Source organism: Paraburkholderia sp. GW821-FHT02A12 (assembly GCF_059422005.1).
This window is the reverse complement of record NZ_JBWKWA010000002.1, coordinates 3,511,614-3,529,068: the sequence shown is the minus strand read 5'-3', so window position 1 is coordinate 3,529,068 and position 17,455 is coordinate 3,511,614. Positions and strand designations below refer to the sequence as shown.

Genomic DNA, 17,455 nt, shown 5'->3' with positions numbered 1-17,455 from the left:
GCTGTGAATATAGATTTACGCTCATGGGTTGCCGCCGTACGCAGGAGATCGAGGACAAAGATGCTGGACAATCCACGATCCGAACGAAGGCGCTCACTGAAGCCGGCCGTTAGTGTCGAAACAAAGGCAGACGTGCTAATTCATCGTCCAAGCTGCGTCGGAACCGCTCAGAGCTTCAAGTGGATATCGTCGGTCGAGCTGTGGATCCTCGAACGATAAGCTTCGGAGGCGAAGTGTGGATGACCGTCGACTCGTTCGCCCGCCCGGCCATGAGTTCGATGAGAAGGCCTATCCCCTGCTCGGCCAGTTCGGTCGTTGGTATCGCGACAGTGGTCAGGCCCGGGCGCGATTGGCGTGCGGGGATAATATCGGTGATGCTCACAATGGATAAATCGTCGGGCACCGAGTATCCAAGGTCCGATGCAGCGTTCAACACACCAAGCGCCGGAAGGTCGTTAGAGACAAAGAGCGCTGTCAGGTCGGGACGGGCCGAAAGCAAATGCTTTGCAGCTTCGTAACCGTCTTCGAATGAGTCTCCTGTGAATCGCTCGTCCGCCGCTAAATGTCGAATTTTGGCTTCCCGCATGACCTCTCGAAACCCACCATATCGAGCTCGGTGGATTCCATTTTTCGGGCTGCCAATGATAGCCCCAATGCGCCGGTGTCCATATTCAACCAGGTGCTGTGCGGCGAGTTTGGCTGCGCCCTTCGAATCGAACGTCACGCACGGGATCCCAGGAGGTTCGTCTGGCAGTTCCCACACAGATATGACCACCGGCACGCCTCGACGCTGCAGCCTGCGTAGCTCGTCAATCGGTAGATCGGCGTAGTTCGCTACCAGAACCCCATCGGAAAGAGAGCCGGCGACTTGTTCCAGGAAACGCGTACCACGGTCTGGCTCATGATCTGTGTTGCAGACGAGCAGATGGCGCTGGTGCTTTAACGCTGACAGATTCGCCGCGAGCGTGAATTCCGGATAGAACGGGTTGGTGATGCAACTGAGCATCAACGCAAGAGTCGGCGCCTTGCGTTCCACGAGTGCGCGAGCCGTAAGGTTCGGCCGGTAGCCTTTGCGCTCTACCACTTCGAGAACTCGCTTCCGCGTCTCTTCACTCACGCGTCCCCGACCGCGCAACACATTCGAGACGGTCATGACCGAGACGCCAGCGTGTTCAGCTACGTCCTTGATCGTCGCGGCAGGGGTGAATTGTTTGCTGCTCATAGTAAGAACACTCGTCGGCGAAGCCGCAACAGGATTTTTTAGCATCATTCAATCGACGCGACACGGCGTTGTCAATCATATTGCCCATGAAAAAGCTCTTGCACCTGCCGGGAAACGGGCGTAGAGTCCATCGCAAATACAAGGACAGTTGCTCCCGGTCAGGCCTCGCGGCCTTTTTTTAAAACCCGTTGGTGTAACGTTAAATCAAGCTGGACGGAGACATGGCAGCCATCACACTGAAAGGCGTGACCAAGGCGTATGGAGCGCACTCGCCTGTACTACGCGGAATCGATCTCGATATCGGGGAAAACGAGTTCTGTGTTTTCCTGGGGCCATCTGGCTGCGGGAAGTCGACGCTGCTGCGCATCATTGCTGGACTCGAAGACGCGACGTCTGGTGACGTGCACATTGGTGGGAAGCTCGTGAGCGCCGTACCCCCTGCCAAACGAGGGGTAGCGATGGTCTTTCAAAGCTACGCCTTGTTTCCTCACATGACCGTCGAACAGAACATGGGGTTCGGCTTGAAGTTGGCCGGTCTGCCCTCGGGCGAAATCACGCAAAAGGTCAACCAGGCGGCGAAGATATTGCAACTGGATGCTCTGCTCAATAGAAAGCCAGCGGCGCTCTCCGGCGGCCAACGCCAACGCGTCGCCATCGGTAGAGCTATCGTGCGCGAGCCGGGAGTGTTCCTGTTTGATGAACCGCTCTCGAACCTCGACGCAATGCTTCGGGGCCAGACACGCGTCGAGATCGCGCGGCTCCATCGTCAATTCGCTCGAGCCAGCACTGTGTACGTTACTCACGATCAGGTTGAAGCCATGACGCTCGGAGACAAGATTGTCCTGTTGCGTGCAGGGCAAGATGCTGAGCGCTTCGGCAGCATCGCGCAGGTCGGTTCACCGTTGGAACTTTATCACCGTCCAGACAGCCGATTCGTTGCCGAATTCATTGGTAGCCCGAAGATGAACTTTCTATCCGCGTCCGTCGTATCCGTGGGCTCCGAAGGTGTCACAGTGAGATTGACGAAGTCCGACGACGTAGTGGTGGCGAAGGTCGATGGTTTATCCCTGGGGATCGGACAATCAGTGTCGATTGGAATCCGACCTGAACATATCGAGAACGCCGCAGTTCACGCCGCCGCAATGTCTGCTGAACCTCACGAGGAAATGCAAGTTTTGTGGCGCGACGTCGCCCTGGTCGAACGACTTGGCGAACACAGCTATCTGCACGCCGATGACCCCGGTGGAACGACAATCATTGCAAAGCAACCAGGTGACGCGAACCACCTGACCGGCGCTCGCGTCGCACTGGCCTTCAGGTCCCATTCTTGCCACATGTTCACCGCCGACGGCCGCGCAGTGCCGAAACTTCAATAAAACGACATCCGGAGACATCGATGAAACGACTGCTTGTGCTCTCAGCCTTGGGTGCGGCCCTCTCTTTCGCGAGTGTGGTCGATGCGGGGACTCTTCAGTTGAATATCGCTTTCAAAGGCGCCGAGCAGCGCGCGGTATGGGAGCGGCTGATTCAGGGATTCGAAAAGGCCAACCCGGATGTGACTGCGAAAGTCGCGTTCGTCGAGGAAGAGTCGTACAAGGTGCAGCTTCCTGGTTGGCTGACATCGGTCGCACCCGATGTGATCAATTGGCATGAAGGCGAGCGCATGGCCTACTACGCACGCCGTGGTTTGCTCGAAGACCTGTCTGCGGATTGGCAAAAGAACGGCTGGAACACGCAGTTCGCGTCACTCAAGACTGCGTCCTCGTACGAGGGCAAGCAATATGCGATGCCTACGCAGTATTTTGCGTGGGGACTCTTCTACAGGAAAGACCTGTTCGACAAGGTTGGCATCAAAGGCGATCCGGCCACCTGGGACGAGTTTCTTGAGGCGTGTCGTAAGCTCAAAGCGGCGGGCATTGCTCCGATTGCAGTGGGTGGGCGCGACTCGTGGACGCTGGCAGCGTGGTTTGATTATCTCGACCTCCGCATGAACGGTTACGACTTCCACATGCAACTCATGAAAGGCGACATTCCGTACACCGACGCCCGCGTGAAAAAGGTCTATCTGGCGTGGAAAACGCTCATCGATAATAAATACTTCATCGACAACCCGCTGTCGTACAGTCTGGACTCCGTACAGCCGCTCTATATTCAAGGCCAGGCCGCGATGATGTTGATGGGCACATTCCTGTCGCCCGGTTTGCCCCCGGCGACGAAGACACAGACCGGCTTTTTCCGGTTTCCCACGGTCGACCCCAAAATTGCCCCTGCAGAGGACGGCTCTGCCGAGTGCCTCAATATTCCCAAGCGGGCTGCGAACAAGATTGACGCCCGTAAATTTCTTGCGTCCATTGGCCGACCGGATATCGACGGGGAACTCGCGAAGGGCGTAGGTACGCTTCCGGCCAACAATCAGGCCGCGATGCCTGAGGACCCGATTGCAAAAATCGGCTTCCAGATTCTCTCGAAGACCACCGGCGGTGTGGCGCAATTCTATGACCGTGACATGACCAAGGAAATGGCCGACGAGGGCATGAAGGGCATGCAGCGGTTCATCAGCGATCCATCCAGGCTCGACGAGATTCTCGGACAACTCGAAACGACGCGCAAGCGCATTTATAACAAGTCGTGACAGTGCGAGGCGTGCCATGGCCACCGCAGAGACGAGAACGTCAGTGCAAAAAAGTTTACCCGCAGACCAGCCCTCTCGCATTCGCCGCGCGTCGACGGGGGGGCGGTCTACACCTCTGGCAAGCAGGCGCAAGCGGGCAGCCATCCTGTTCTTGCTGCCCGCTTGCGCGATGTTTTGCATTTATGTGATTTACCCGATCATCAGCAGCGTCGTACTCAGTTTTTATAACTGGGACGGCATGAGCGATAAGGTTTTTGTGGGGTTTGCGAATTACAAGGAGCTCTTTCATACCGACACGTTCTATGTCGCACTGAAAAACAACTTGTTGTGGCTTGTGCTCTTTCTGCTCGCATCGCCTCTGGGACTGATTTTCGCTCTATATCTGAACCAAAACGTTAGAGGCATGCGGCTGGTCAAGTCGTTGTTCTTCTCTCCATTCGTGCTGTCCGGCGTGGTGGTTGGCCTTGTCTTCAGCTGGTTCTATGACCCGGCCTTTGGTCTCCTGAAAGTGTTCGTTGGGCACGGAATACCGATTCTCGGTGACGAACACTACGCTACGTTCGGAATCGTCGCGGCAGCACTCTGGCCACAGATTCCGTTCTGCATGTTGCTCTACCTGACCAACCTCACAAGCATCAACCCCGAAATTATTGAGGCAGGTCGCATGGAGGGGGCCACGGGCTGGTCTCTTTTGTGGCACGTCGTCCTGCCTCAATTGAGGCCGGCTACCTTCTTATCCGTCGTACTGACCATTATCGGCGCGCTGCGTAGCTTCGACCTCATTGCTGTTATGACCGGCGGTGGTCCATTCGATAGCTCGACTGTGCTTGCGTATTTCATGTACGACCAGGCTATCAAGTACTTCCGATTCGGTTATTCGGCGGCCATTGCTGTTGTGTTGTTTCTCATCATGCTGGTTTTCATCGTGTATCAGCTGCGCCGCCTCCTCCACGCGGAACGGTAACGAAGGACGATTATCTATGTATCCAACTCCCGTTAGCAGATGGAGTCCAGTTGGACGGACTGTCTACAAGGCTTCGTTACCACTCGCACTTATCATCTGGCTACTCCCGTTGATAGCAGTTCTAGTGACGTCCGTTCGCTCGTCAAGCGAACTCATGAAAGGAAATTATTGGGGTTGGCCTGAGGGATTCGCCCTCTTCGAGAACTACAGGACAGTCCTCGTCGACTCCCCGATGCTTCACTACTTTCTGAATAGTTGCCTCATTACCGTGCCATCGGTGCTGGGCTCCATCGCTTTGGCGGCGATGGCGGGGTTCGCCCTCGCAACCTATCCGTTCAAAGCGAACCACGCGATTCTTGGCGTATTTGTGGCGGGTAACTTTGTTCCCATTCAAGTCTTGATGATTCCTGTGCGCCAGCTGACCTTGCAACTGGGATTGTTCAACCCTCTTGAGGGGCTGATTCTCTTTCACGTGTCGTTTCAGACCGGATTCTGCACGCTATTTCTGCGAAATTTCATCAAGGAACTGCCCTATGAGCTTATCGAGGCTGCGCGTATCGAAGGAGCAAATGAATGGCAACTATTCTACAAAATCATCCTGCCGCTTATTGCGCCAGCGCTCGCTGCGCTAGCGATTCTTGTCTTCACATTCGTGTGGAACGACTACTTCTGGGCGCTATGCCTTACGCAGGGTGATGATGCGGCACCTATCACAGTGGGTGTCGCTGCGCTCAAAGGGCAGTGGACCACAGCCTGGAACCTCGTTTCCGCCGGCTCGCTACTTGCCGCCCTCCCGTCGGTCGTTCTGTTCTTTGCCATGCAGAAGCACTTCGTTGCCGGTCTGACCTTCGGCGCCACCAAGGGCTAAGCAAGCCGTTCATTCCATGTTCAATGCGAGCGATGGGCTTGCAGGGCGCCCTGCGCCCATAACATCCATAAAGGAACAATTCCATGAAGGTGGGAGTCGACTACTACCCCGAGCATTGGGACGTCGCGCTGTGGGAGCGGGATGCGCAGCAGATGCAGGACGCTGGCATTACTATCGTTCGCCTCGCGGAGTTTGCGTGGTCAAGGCTTGAGCCTACCGAAGGCGCTTTCGATTTCGCCTGGCTTGACCAGGCCATTGCAGTCCTTGCACGTCACGGCATCGGTGTTGTGCTCGGCACGCCCACCGCTACGCCGCCAGTGTGGCTCACGCACAATTATCGGGACGTTCTTCCGGTCGACAACAAAGGTCACCCCCATTACGCGGGCGTGCGCCTTCATCGCTGCTACAACAGTCCTTCATTGCGCAAGTATGGCGAACGAATCATCGACCGACTGACGCGGCATTACAGCACGCATCCGGCTGTCATGGGTTGGCAAACGGATAACGAACTCGCGGCAAACGATTGCCATTGTGAGAATTGCACGCGGCTCTTTCGTACCTGGCTCCAAAGCAAATATGGAACGCTGGAGAATTTGAACCGTGAGTGGGGAACGGTTGTCTGGAGCGGTGAATATAGCGACTGGACGCAGGTCAATACACCACTTGGCGGGTCGCCACATCTTAATCCGTCGTTCCTACTGGACTTCCGGCGGTTCTCCTCCGATTCCGTTGCCGACTTCAATCGTTTCCAGGCTGCCCTTATACGCGAGAACAGTCCCGGCAAGTTCGTGACCCACAATCTGTGGGGCTACCCCGTCACGGCCGACTACTACGACATGTTCGACAGCATGGACTTCGCGTCAGTTGACTACTATCCGGCCACAGACCTGATCGACAACTCGAAGTCCCGGATGTATCACGGGGCTCTGACACTTGACCTGACGCGTGGACTGAAGCGGCAAAACTTCTGGGTGATGGAGCAATTGAGCGGGACGCCGGGATGTTGGTACCCGATGTCACGCACGCCGTTTCCCGGAATGATTCGAGCTTACGCATGGCAAAGCGTATCTCGTGGTGCCGATGCGGTGGTGCAATTCCGATGGCGTTCGGCCCGGATCGGTGCAGAGCAGTTCTGGCACGGTCTACTGGACCATCACGGCGTGCCTGGTCGCCGTTTCGACGAGTTCGTGCGGTTCAGCCGGGAGGCAACGAAACTCGCTCCACTGCTGGAGGGCACGACATTAAATCACGATGTAGCGATGCTCTTTTCGCACGAGCAACTCAACGCCTTCCAGATTCAGCCGCAGTCGGACGGGTTCGATTACCTCGACAACTTCAAACGCCTGCACTCGGCACTCTTGCGAATCGGCATCGGCACGGACGTGCTTAACTGGCGGGACGACTTCCAACGCTACAAGCTTGTCATCGCCCCGATGCTCTACCTTATTGACGAAGCCGTGGCGGCCAGGCTGCGCCAGTATGTGGACAACGGCGGTACGCTTATCTTGACAACGCGCTGCGGTGTCAAGAACACCAACAACGTGTGCTTGCCAAACCGCTTGCCGAACTTGTTGACGGAGCTCGCTGGCGTGTTCGTAGACGAGTACGACCCAGTTGGAACGGACGTGCAAAGAATTGAGTTCGAAGGTGGTGAGCTATTCAAGTGTAGTCAATGGTGTGACATCCTTTCACCGATCACAGCGGAGACGAGAGCAACTTATTCAAGCGAATACTTTGCTGGCCGCGCTGCCGTCACGAGGAATGTTGCCGGCAACGGCACTGTGTATTACATCGGAACAGTGCTCGATGATGAGGCTTATAAGGTTTTGCTCGGTCGGATTGCGGTAGATGTGGGTCTCGATTACGAGCCAGATCTACCCGAGGGAGTAGAACTCGCCGTAAGAAGCTCTGAGGCCACAAGGCTTCTGTTCGTAATGAATCTTTCAAAGGAATCGAAACGAATCACGCTCAACCATCGCGAGTGCGTAAGTGCCTTGTCAGGCAAGCGATTGCAGGGAGGACGCATTGAGCTCGAAGCTGGGGATGTAGAAATCTTTGTAGAAGCACGTTCGGAAGTGGCTGTCACTTTGTAACGCATCGGTTTCGCGAGCGACTGCGGCGCTAACGACTGTCTGATAGCGCCGCAGCTTGTGCTCGACGAGATTTGCGATACCAGTCGTGGGGGTACGGACAGGGTCGCGTAATGGCTAGGAGAACTCGGAAGTTCGACGAAGGACCGAGTTCGCCCCCCGCCGCCCGCCTCAAGTTCTCCCTTTTTTCGCCGTAGTCCGTGAAGGTGGCCCCAAAACCGTGACTCGGCTCGGGTCGTGCCGAGGTGCCGCAGCAGGCGTTCCGATTCGTGCAGCACCCTTCCACTCTTCACGGAAACCATGATTTCCTCACTCCGAACCCGCATCCTGATCATTTCCTCCGCGACCGTCATCGGCGCGCTAGCGCTCTCGGGAGCCGCCGCCTACATCACAGTGCGCGCCAACACGATGGAGACCATCGCGCAGAACCTGAGCGCCATCGCCGGCGCCAATACGCTGGCCATCGACAAGTGGGTGGCTGCCAAAGCGCAGGCCGTGAAGGCGACCGCCGAAGAGGTCGAGCACGGCGATCCGCAAGGCCTCGTCAAGCATATGAGTCGCGCGGACGGCTTCCCGATCACCACAGTCGGGTGGACCGACAAGACCTATTTCTCGACCAGCAGCACCACGCCCAAGGACTACGACCCGACCGCGCGGCCCTGGTACAAGGCGGCCGTCGCGGCCGGCACGCTGATTGTCACGAAGCCGTACGGCGACGCGTCGACCGGCGTGCCCTACGTGTCGTTTTCCGCGCCGATGATCCGTAACGGCGAGCCGACCGGCGCGGTGAGCGGCGCCGTGCCGCTCGACGGGGTGCGCGAAGTGGTCGCCGCCGTGCATCCGACGCCGGCGAGCCTGGCCTTCGTGGTGACGCGCGACGGTCAGGTTATCGCGCATCCGGATGCCAAGTTGATCCTCAAGCAGGCGACCGACATCGCCGCAGCGCTCACGCCGGACGCGCTGGCCTCGCTCGCGCAAGCCGGTGCGCCGATGGAAGTCGATCTGGGCGGGGTTGCGAAGCTGCTCAAGGCGCAGCCGGTGCACGGCACCGACTGGTATCTGGTGCTCGCACTCGATAAGACGGAGGCAACGGCGGGTCTGGCCAACGTCCTGCAAGCGCTCGGTGTGGCGATGGTGTTGCTGACGCTGGCGGCGGTGGGCATTGCCGCGTTCTTCACCTCGCATTCGTTCCGCAGCCTCTCGCAGGTGCGCGATGCGATGGATACCATTGGCTCAGGCAGCGGCGATCTCACGCATCGCCTGCCCGTGGTCGGCAGCGACGAAGTGGCGCAGATTTCCGCCTCGTTCAACGCTTTTGTAGACAAGATCGGCACGGTGCTACTGGACGTGCGTGCCGGCGTGGAGAACATGAAGACGGCGACCAGCGAAATCGAAATGGGCAACCGCGATCTGTCGCAGCGCACGGAAACGTCCGCCTGCAATCTGCAGAACACCTCGGCTGCGCTCACGCAGTTGACTGCCAGCGTCAAGCAGTCGGCCGAAGCCGCGATGGAGGCCACGCGGCTGGCGACCTCGGCGAGCCAGGCGGCGGCGCGCGGCGGCGAAGTCGTGACGAGCGCAGTCAGCACGATGGACGACATCGCCAGGTCCTCTGCGCGCATTACCGAAATCATCAGCGTGATCGACAGCATCGCGTTTCAGACCAACATCCTCGCGCTGAACGCCGCCGTCGAAGCGGCACGGGCCGGCGAGAACGGCCGCGGATTCGCCGTGGTGGCGGGCGAAGTGCGCACGCTGGCGCAGCGCTGTGCGACCGCCGCGCGCGAGATCAAGGACCTGATTCAAGCTTCGGAAGCCAGCGTCGGCACGGGCGCGCAGCGTGTGCAGGCCGCCGGCGCAGCGATGCAGGAAATCGTCGAAGGGATCGATCGCGTGAATCGCGTCATTGGCGAAATCGACGGCGCAATGAACGAGCAGAGCGCCGGCATCAGCCAGATCGACCGCAGCGTCGCCGAGATGGACCAGGCGACGCAGCAAAACGCCGCCCTCGTGGAGCAATCGACCGCCGCCTCCGCGACGCTGAACGAGCAGGCGCACGGCCTTTCGCGCATCGTGGGGCTGTTCAGGCTGCGCCACGCCGACGCACGCGCGTAACGCGCACCGACGACGCTACCTGCGCGGCTTGCGCCGCGCAGAGGTGGGTCTGCTCCAGCACCTGCAGATAGGTGTCGACAACGTTCTCCTTCCACCTTAACGCTCACGAGCGGCCGAATTTCGGCCGTGGCGGCCGGCCCTTCGAATCAATCAATACGTTGAAAGTCTTTCAAAAATATAACGTCGACTAAAACCACTAAAGGTTTGTGATTGTCCGCCGTAATAGAAAATGCACCGCTGTCGTCAGGGGATGAACACCATGCCATCCGCCTCGTTGCGAACGGCGGTTGCCGGGGACTAGCTTTCCTTTCGGACAATTTTAAAAAGTAGAAACGAGAGATATTCATGTTCAATACGAAACGCATAATCGCACTTGCCGGTGCAGTCAGCCTTGCGCTGTCGCTATCGGCCTGTATGACACCACATTCTTACGTGGACCAGTCGCTCGGGGAGCCTCACTACGCTGATTTAAAAAAGCCGGCAAGTCCGCAGCCCATCCAGCTGCTTGTCGAGTTCCAGACCAAGGGCGTCGTGAATGCGCGGGTCACGGAGTCTGTCAGACCGCACGTGTATGAACAGGTGTCGCAATCCGGCCTCTTTAGTCAGGTGTCGTACGACCCGGTATCGTCCGGACGCAAGCTGTCCGTTTCGATCAACAACGTCGCACTGACAGACAATGTGGCGGCGAAGGGATTCGGCGTGGGACTGACGTTCGGGCTGGTCGGCACGATGGTTACCGATGGCTATATTTGCACGGTCAGCTACATCGAACCCGGGCATGACGCAGTGACCAAAGTGATCAAGCACGCTATCTACACGACGATCGGCAATGCATCTGGCCCGGCTGGACTTCAGCCGATGCCGATACAGCAAGCGTCCGACACGATGCTTAGACAGATCGTGGCGAAGAGCCTCGAAGAACTCGATCAATCGTCTGATATCGCCCAGTGACCCGGATCCACACTGCGCGTCGGCGCATCTCCAAGTCGCTTGCCGGGCTGGCGGTAGTGGCCGGCGTGCTGACATTGACCGGCTGCGTCACGCAGCAAGTGCTGCCTTATCAGGTCAGTGTGGCCAACCAGATGACGCTGTCGCGTGTTCCTCATGCGGCACGCTATCGGGTGACGACTGGGGACGATCCAGCCGACATACAGACAACCGTTCGGTCGTTGCGCGTGTTGGCACCGGGAAGCGGTTCGTGGTCCGACTATCTGAATCATGCGATACGCACTGAGCTGTCGACGTCCGGAAACTACGACGCTGGCTCAACCGCGACCCTGGAAGCGACGCTGCTTGAAGTTCATGTTTCCGACGGGAGGGCGGAACTGGCAGGCCGCTTTGTCGTCAGGAACGGCCAGACGGTCTGCTATGACAAAGTGCTACGCGTGAACACTCATTGGGACTCGGAGTTTCTTGGCGTGCTCGCCGCGTCGAACGGACTGAATCAGACCACGGCTATCTTCCAGGATCTGCTGCGCAAGCTGTTCGATGATCCGGACTTCATCAAGGCCAGCCAGGTGGTGACGGCGCGGGTACCGCTCTGAGTTGATTGACGAAAGGAGCATTGGATGCCCGACCTGACGACATGTTGCCAATGAATCGCCGCCTCGGCGCAGGCAGCTACCTTCTGTGCATGTCGCTCAGTGTCATCGTATGGTCGTTGTTTACCGCGCTTGCATGCATCGTGTTCGCCGCGAAGGGCCGCATCGGACTAAGCGAGCTGAACGTCTTCGTTTCTCTGCTGGGCGCTGCGCTGGGCAGCCTGTTCTATGGCGCGTCGGCAAAGCGCCTGAGGGACCTCAATTTTCTCGGTTGGTCCGTCAAGGTGCTCTCCTTCCCGATCGTCGGCGTCATCGTTCTGCCCGTACTTTGCTTCTTGTCAGGGCAGCGCTGGGACTGAAGATTCATCCATCGGCACCTTCATTCCAGTGTGCCCGGTCCTCGCGTCAATCGGTGCAGGCGTAAATTGACGATCTTAAGATAAGCTTGTCCAGTTAAAAGCGCTAACTGGATGCGCGGAGGCGGCGGGGCGCCACCTCGTCATCCGCCCGATACTCAGCTGCGAGATCGTTGCCGCCAGTCTCTCGTTGCCGGATTGCATCCTCATTGTCCTACTTTGCCACGGGATCACGATATGCTCGCGAATGGCATCGCTTACAGCCGATTCGATGTTTCCGGGCTGCCGCCGCAACAGCAATTGCTGGCTTATTGGGAGCAGCTTGGCCAAGTTATCGAGGTCGTGCCGTCGCGTGAGCAGGTTCGACAGCCCTTTATCTGCATCAACGACCGTTACGACATCGGCGAATTCCGTATCAGCGACACCTATACCGATCATGTCATGATCGAACGCACCGTCGCCCGCATTTCGCGCGATACCGCGCGCGGCATCGGTTTTACCATCTTCCTGGACGGTGAAGCTCATTCGGCAACGACGCTCGCCAGGAAGCGTGAGTACCCCTTGTGTGGGGGCAGCGTACTTGCCACCGACCTGGAACAACCCGTACGCCTGCGGCGGCAGGCGTGCCGGTACATCACGCTCGTTGTGCCCTCCAACCTGCTGCGACACGTGTTCTCTGACCCAGGAGCAATACACGGACGCGTACTCGATCCGAGCAGGTCTGCCACGCGGCTTATCGTTGAGCGCGCCAGGACGCTAGTCGAGAACTTCCGGTACATGCCGTTCGAGGACGGTCATCGCAAGCTCGCCGGCCTCGTTGAACTGATCGCAGCCGCATTCGGGGAAGAGGCTGGGTTGAGTGGCAGCAAGCGAGCCGTCGGCCGCGCGCTCATGTTTGAATATACGCGACGCTACGTTCGCGCAAACCTGCAGGAACGCGAACTATCGCCCGATAGCGTAATTGAATCGTTGGGGCTCCCACGCAGCACGATTTATCGGCTATTCGAACATGAAGGCGGGCTTGGTGCTTATATCCGCCATCTTCGCTTGCGCGCCGCCGCAGACGAGCTCGTTCGATTTCCGAGCGTTCCGATCAAGGACGTTGGCTATTCAGTCGGCTTCAAAAGTGCATCCGACTTTACGCGTGCCTTTCGGCGCGCCTACGGGATGACACCTCAAGAAATGCGCCTGAACGACTACCGATATCTTCATGCCGAACAGCGGTAGCCAGCCGTATCGGCGCCTATCACTGCCTGTACAGGCACAGGCACAGGCACAGGCACAGGCACAGGCACAGGCACAGGCACAGGCACAGGCACAGGCACAGGCACAGGCACAGGTCAGCGCATATTCCCGGTGTGGCCTAGCGAATAACGCCCGGGCTGCGGCCAGACAGTGAGTCCGTGTGGTTCCATTCCAACCGGAATGGACTTGACCGTGCCGGTCGTCGTGTCGATCGCGTAGACCACGTCGTCGAACCGGCCGGACAGCCACAACATCTTGCCATCCGCGCTGACGTTGCCCATATCGGGACTGCCGCCACCCGGAATCGGCCAGTTCGCGACGACCTTGCGCGTGGCGAAGTCGATGACCGACACGCTGCCCTTGCCGTGGCGAACTCCGTGGACCAGATTGGAACCTCGATTAGCGACGTATAGTCTGGTGCCATCCCGGCTCGGGTACAGGCCGTGGGTACCGACGCCGGTCTTGACGAAACCGATCTTGGTGAAGCTGTCGCCGTCGACCATGAAAACGCCATCGGCCATCATGTCGGCGACATAGAACACCTTGCCGTCCGGCGAGACGCGAATATCCTGCGGCATGCCCTTTTTGTCGAGTTGAAGGTAGCCCACGACCTTGCGGTCGACGAGATCGATCTTCGCCAGCTTCCCGCCGAATTCGCAGGTAAACAGCGCGTACTTGCCGTCAATCGAAAAATCAGCGTGATTGATACCCTTGCACTCCGGTACGGAAAGGCTCGACTTCAGCGTCATCGTATGCGGATCGCGAAAATCCAGCCGTGCGTGCGCTTCTGCCACCACGATCGCTTCCTTGCCGTCCGGAGTGAAGTACATGTTGTAGGGATCATCGACCATGACTTCCTTGCCGGGTTTTCCGGTCTTCGGATCGATCGGCGTCAGGCTGCCATCGGTTCGACCTTCCGCATTGTTGGCCACCCACAGCGTCTGCAGATCCCACGCAGGGACGACGTGCTGCGGGCTGAAGCCGACGTGAAACCGGTCGACCACCTTGAACGTCGCCGGATCGATCACATAGACATCGTTCGAACGCAGATTGGGCACATAGACTCGTGACAAGGCGCCCGACACCGCTGGACTGAGGCGGCCGGTGCCAGCTTCGCTATAGAGATTGCTGGCATTCACCACGGGCGGCATGCCGGCTACCGTGGCGACTGCCGGCGAGGCGGACACGGCGCCGGCCATGCATAGGCCGGCCAACGCAGCACCGACTGACGAGCCGAGGCGTGACAAACGACTGGAACACGAACGCATTTCGACTTCCGTTATCAAGTGGGTAATTGAAAACAAAGGTTGGACGCCGGCGAACCCGTCAGCGGCCGGCGATTTCTTTCCTGATGCCGTCGATTGTCTGCGACACGATCGCATCGATGCCCAGCTGACCGAGTTCGACGCTCGAGCGACGCGGATCGCCCCCGTAGACACCATCGGCGGCCCCGAGTTTCGGACCGCTTCGCAGGCGCTCGAGCCGCACCATCTGGGGCGCGACCGCCAGCAACAACGACGTATCCGCGAGTCCTGCGTGAGTGCCTATCTCGTCGTCGCGGTAGCCGTGCTGGCGCAGGATTTGTGCGTATCCGTCGGAGCTGGCGCCGTAATACTCGGGCGGCACGAATGCCCGGGCGCCAGAGCCTGCCCATGCCTTGTTGAGCTGGGCTACCGCCCGCTTGACGTCGTTCTGATAGCCGCCGTGATCGCCGAGAAAGACGATGTTCCTGAAGCCGTGGACCTTGAAGCTGTTGGCGGCGGATTCCAGCGTCTTTTCGAACACGTCGTCGGGCACCGTGATCGTGCCGGGAAAACGCATGTGCGAGGTCGGCGGTGCGTAGCCTCCCTCAGGCACATAGGCAATGACTGGCGCGACGAGCGCGTTGCCCAGGCCCTCTGCAATACGCTGGGACAGCACCTTCACCCGCGCGTTGTGCTTGCCGAGCGCAACGTCGGGCCCGCTTTGCTCGGTGCCGCCGATGGGAATGAGGATGGTGGTCTTGCCCGCATGAATCTGATCGCGCAGCTCGGTCCAGGTGAGGTCCTCCAGCTGCACCGTTTTGGACGTCTGCGCGAGGACAGTCTGAGTAGTGACAAGCAAAATCACAGAAGCGAAAGCTCGCCGTAGGGTGAGGCGCATCCTGAATCCTCGAAGGAAGGGGGGTGAATATGGGAGATCAGTCTACGGGAGCCCGGCCGACATGGGAACCTCGGCCGACAAGGGAACGTCTCTTCCGTGATCAAGCTCAATTAGCTCGTTGGTGATTGGATAGCCAGGGTAGTACGTATCGCCGTCACAGTCTCCTGGACCCGAGACGGGCCGTGTCACAATGCGTTCCGGATCACGTACCAGCGGTGACCGATCCAATCACAGGGATGTGGGTCCATGAATTGAGCGCAGCTCCGGTCCGCGGTCCGTCCGTCGGAGACAAAAACTCAACATTGAGAAGACGATGATAGATAGACATATGGTCGCGACGACGTTTGAGCTTCCGGGTCACAGGATAGAGCGCTCCTTTGGAGTCGCTCGTGGGATCGTCGTTCGATCTCGATCCATCGTCGGGGCGCTGGGAGCATCCCTGCAGACGATATTCGGCGGAGACATCTCGCTGTACACGTCGCTGTGTGAGCGAACGCGGCAAGACGCATACGAACGCATGCTTGCGCAAGCTGCTGACCTGGGGGCAAACGGCATCATCGGTATGCGCTATGACGCAACCGAAATAGCAAAAGGAATCACGGAGGTACTGTGTTACGGGACGGCGGTTCGCGCAACCGCGCTAGTTTAAAAAGCATGTGCGGATTGAGACTGAGGACGCAGTCACGTGACGATATCGACACAATCCCGGTACCGGTGCACTTCGTCTTTTTGATCCAACATTGTGGCTGCACGTACGCGAGCCTCGAGAGCCGTAAAAAAAGCCCGCCGGAGGCGTGGCCGGGCAGGGCTATTGAATCCGAACTTCGGTGACGAGTCCGGAGGGTTCGGGAGGAGAGCGAACTACGTTGATTGGACCAACCGCCTGGACCTCGACAATGTGCTCCCCTGTTATGAAGCTATCGATTCAGATTTGAATCGAATCCTGTTACCGGAAATTTTTATTCGCACGCCAGAACCGAGCCGACGCTCCATGTCCTGCCGGAGCAGCTCTCCTCTCGCTGTGAACATCGGTGAACATCGCGGAGAGCATACGCCGGAGGATCGGACTGTATCCCATCGGCGCAACTCTCCCGTGCCTTTAACTCATGCCTTGACGAGCTGCAGGCCGCCAAAATTCTGGATGGTGGGAATATCGACCTTCGTGTATGTGTCAACCTGGGTGACCGGCGCCACCACGATGGCTGGGCTGGCGAAACCGCCGCCATACGCAGCGTTGACGTTTCCGAGGTTGTAGTTGCTGCCGCCGCGTACAGCCGAAAGGGCCTTGGCGGACAGTTCTTCGGCGTGTGCGAGGTCTTTGATCATCAGCGAGGTCATGGTAAATCCCCTGGGTTTGCTTCAATTTGGAAAAGCACGATTCGGCGCAAGTGGTGGAGAGTCCCCGGAGAGGGGTGAACGGCGTCCCCGGTCAGAGAGACTCTCCAATCCGCTTAACTCACAGTGCGACAAACTGCAGGCCGCCAAAATTCTGGACGGTCGGAATCTCGACCTTCGTGTGCGTGTCGGTCTGGGTGACCGGCGCCACCACGATGCCCGGGCTGGCGAAGCCGCCGCCCAACGCAGCGTTGAGGTTTCCGACGTTGTAGTTGCTGCCGCCGCGTACAGCCGAAAGGGCCTTGGCGGACAGTTCTTCGGAGTGTGCGAGGTCTTTGATCATCAGCGAGGTCATGGTAAATCTCCTTGGGTTTGGTTCGGTTTGGGAAAGAGCACTATTCGTTGCGCTCACAGGCACAAACGCATAGGGTGTGCCAATCTCGAATCGCGAGCCGAGAAAATTCACCCAACCACATGAAAACAAAGACAAATAAAAAATCTCGCGTGGGCCGTTTCGACGCTTTCGAAGGGCGGGAGGAAAAAGATGTCCTGCCATGACAAACATATCTCTCGGTGGCTGTTTGTTTTGGAGCAACAGGTCTGCCCAAGTCAATTTCAGATGACATGACGGCCGTTTCCGGCCCGCCCGGTTGGCGGCAGCAGCCGACGCGTGTCGACCCCAAGCGGAAGTTCGCTCGCCCTCAGCCGACTTCACGTCCATGACCCAATCCCGACCTCGCGCTCATTTGAGCGCGTTCCGGAAAGCGGCTGTGCTGGACCATCGCGATACCTCAAAGCGCGAGTGCAGGAGCATCGTCGCGCAATGCCACGCGGTTCAAGGTGCCGAGGGGATCACCCGCTTCGAGCCCACGCCGCCGCTGTAATCAGCGACTCCATCGGAATACCGCCACACTTGTTACTCCCAAGTTTCGATTTCCGGTGCCA

The 17,455-nt window shown here is 58.5% G+C and carries 16 protein-coding genes; 11 read left to right on the top strand and 5 right to left on the bottom strand.

Annotated elements, in window-relative coordinates:
* Positions 1 to 175: 175 nt before the first annotated feature.
* A complete protein-coding gene (locus AC07WT_RS37375) occupies positions 176 to 1,222 on the bottom strand; it encodes a LacI family DNA-binding transcriptional regulator (RefSeq protein WP_494950839.1) in 1,047 nt (348 codons plus the stop codon).
* 221 nt (positions 1,223 to 1,443) lie between these two features.
* Here AC07WT_RS37375 and AC07WT_RS37370 point away from each other — a divergent pair, with 221 nt between their 5' ends.
* The 10 genes from AC07WT_RS37370 (at position 1,444) to AC07WT_RS37325 (ending at position 13,015) form a co-directional block, all read left to right on the top strand.
* Positions 1,444 to 2,598 (top strand): ABC transporter ATP-binding protein, encoded by a 1,155-nt coding sequence (locus tag AC07WT_RS37370; RefSeq protein ID WP_494950838.1) that lies wholly within the window; start codon positions 1,444 to 1,446, stop codon positions 2,596 to 2,598.
* 20 nt (positions 2,599 to 2,618) lie between these two features.
* A complete protein-coding gene (locus tag AC07WT_RS37365; protein WP_494951144.1) occupies positions 2,619 to 3,854 on the top strand; it encodes an ABC transporter substrate-binding protein in 1,236 nt (411 codons plus the stop codon).
* Between the two features lie 16 nt (positions 3,855 to 3,870).
* Positions 3,871 to 4,818, top strand: a complete 948-nt coding sequence (locus tag AC07WT_RS37360; RefSeq protein WP_494950837.1) for a carbohydrate ABC transporter permease — start codon at positions 3,871 to 3,873, stop codon at positions 4,816 to 4,818.
* 16 nt (positions 4,819 to 4,834) lie between these two features.
* Positions 4,835 to 5,686: a carbohydrate ABC transporter permease gene (locus tag AC07WT_RS37355; RefSeq protein ID WP_494950836.1), complete on the top strand. Its 852-nt coding sequence runs from the start codon at positions 4,835 to 4,837 to the stop codon at positions 5,684 to 5,686.
* Between the two features lie 83 nt (positions 5,687 to 5,769).
* The gene (locus AC07WT_RS37350) at positions 5,770 to 7,779 is read left to right on the top strand and encodes a beta-galactosidase (protein ID WP_494950835.1); all 2,010 of its coding nucleotides are present in this window, start codon (positions 5,770 to 5,772) and stop codon (positions 7,777 to 7,779) included.
* 297 nt (positions 7,780 to 8,076) lie between these two features.
* Positions 8,077 to 9,891 (top strand): methyl-accepting chemotaxis protein, encoded by a 1,815-nt coding sequence (locus AC07WT_RS37345; protein WP_494950834.1) that lies wholly within the window; start codon positions 8,077 to 8,079, stop codon positions 9,889 to 9,891.
* A gap of 345 nt (positions 9,892 to 10,236) precedes the next feature.
* A complete protein-coding gene (locus AC07WT_RS37340) occupies positions 10,237 to 10,842 on the top strand; it encodes a hypothetical protein (RefSeq protein WP_494950833.1) in 606 nt (201 codons plus the stop codon).
* Positions 10,839 to 11,435: a hypothetical protein gene (locus tag AC07WT_RS37335; protein WP_494950832.1), complete on the top strand. Its 597-nt coding sequence runs from the start codon at positions 10,839 to 10,841 to the stop codon at positions 11,433 to 11,435. The genes AC07WT_RS37340 and AC07WT_RS37335 overlap by 4 nt, the downstream gene beginning before the upstream one ends.
* Before the next feature lie 41 nt (positions 11,436 to 11,476).
* The gene (locus AC07WT_RS37330; protein ID WP_494950831.1) at positions 11,477 to 11,791 is read left to right on the top strand and encodes a DUF805 domain-containing protein; all 315 of its coding nucleotides are present in this window, start codon (positions 11,477 to 11,479) and stop codon (positions 11,789 to 11,791) included.
* A 234-nt stretch (positions 11,792 to 12,025) separates the two neighbouring features.
* A complete protein-coding gene (locus AC07WT_RS37325) occupies positions 12,026 to 13,015 on the top strand; it encodes an AraC family transcriptional regulator (protein WP_494950830.1) in 990 nt (329 codons plus the stop codon).
* Positions 13,016 to 13,128: 113 nt separating this feature from the next.
* Here AC07WT_RS37325 and AC07WT_RS37320 read toward each other — a convergent pair whose 3' ends face one another.
* Positions 13,129 to 14,301: a YncE family protein gene (locus tag AC07WT_RS37320; RefSeq protein ID WP_494950829.1), complete on the bottom strand. Its 1,173-nt coding sequence runs from the start codon at positions 14,299 to 14,301 to the stop codon at positions 13,129 to 13,131.
* A gap of 58 nt (positions 14,302 to 14,359) precedes the next feature.
* Positions 14,360 to 15,175 (bottom strand): creatininase family protein, encoded by an 816-nt coding sequence (locus AC07WT_RS37315; RefSeq protein ID WP_494950828.1) that lies wholly within the window; start codon positions 15,173 to 15,175, stop codon positions 14,360 to 14,362.
* Between the two features lie 313 nt (positions 15,176 to 15,488).
* Here AC07WT_RS37315 and AC07WT_RS37310 point away from each other — a divergent pair, with 313 nt between their 5' ends.
* A complete protein-coding gene (locus tag AC07WT_RS37310) occupies positions 15,489 to 15,824 on the top strand; it encodes a YbjQ family protein (protein ID WP_494950827.1) in 336 nt (111 codons plus the stop codon).
* A gap of 455 nt (positions 15,825 to 16,279) precedes the next feature.
* Here AC07WT_RS37310 and AC07WT_RS37305 read toward each other — a convergent pair whose 3' ends face one another.
* Together AC07WT_RS37305 and AC07WT_RS37300 are read right to left on the bottom strand one after the other, a co-directional pair.
* Complete coding sequence (locus AC07WT_RS37305; RefSeq protein WP_492595002.1) at positions 16,280 to 16,513, bottom strand: hypothetical protein; 234 nt, start codon at positions 16,511 to 16,513, stop codon at positions 16,280 to 16,282.
* 118 nt (positions 16,514 to 16,631) lie between these two features.
* Positions 16,632 to 16,865: a hypothetical protein gene (locus AC07WT_RS37300; RefSeq protein ID WP_494950781.1), complete on the bottom strand. Its 234-nt coding sequence runs from the start codon at positions 16,863 to 16,865 to the stop codon at positions 16,632 to 16,634.
* Positions 16,866 to 17,455 lie beyond the last annotated feature (590 nt).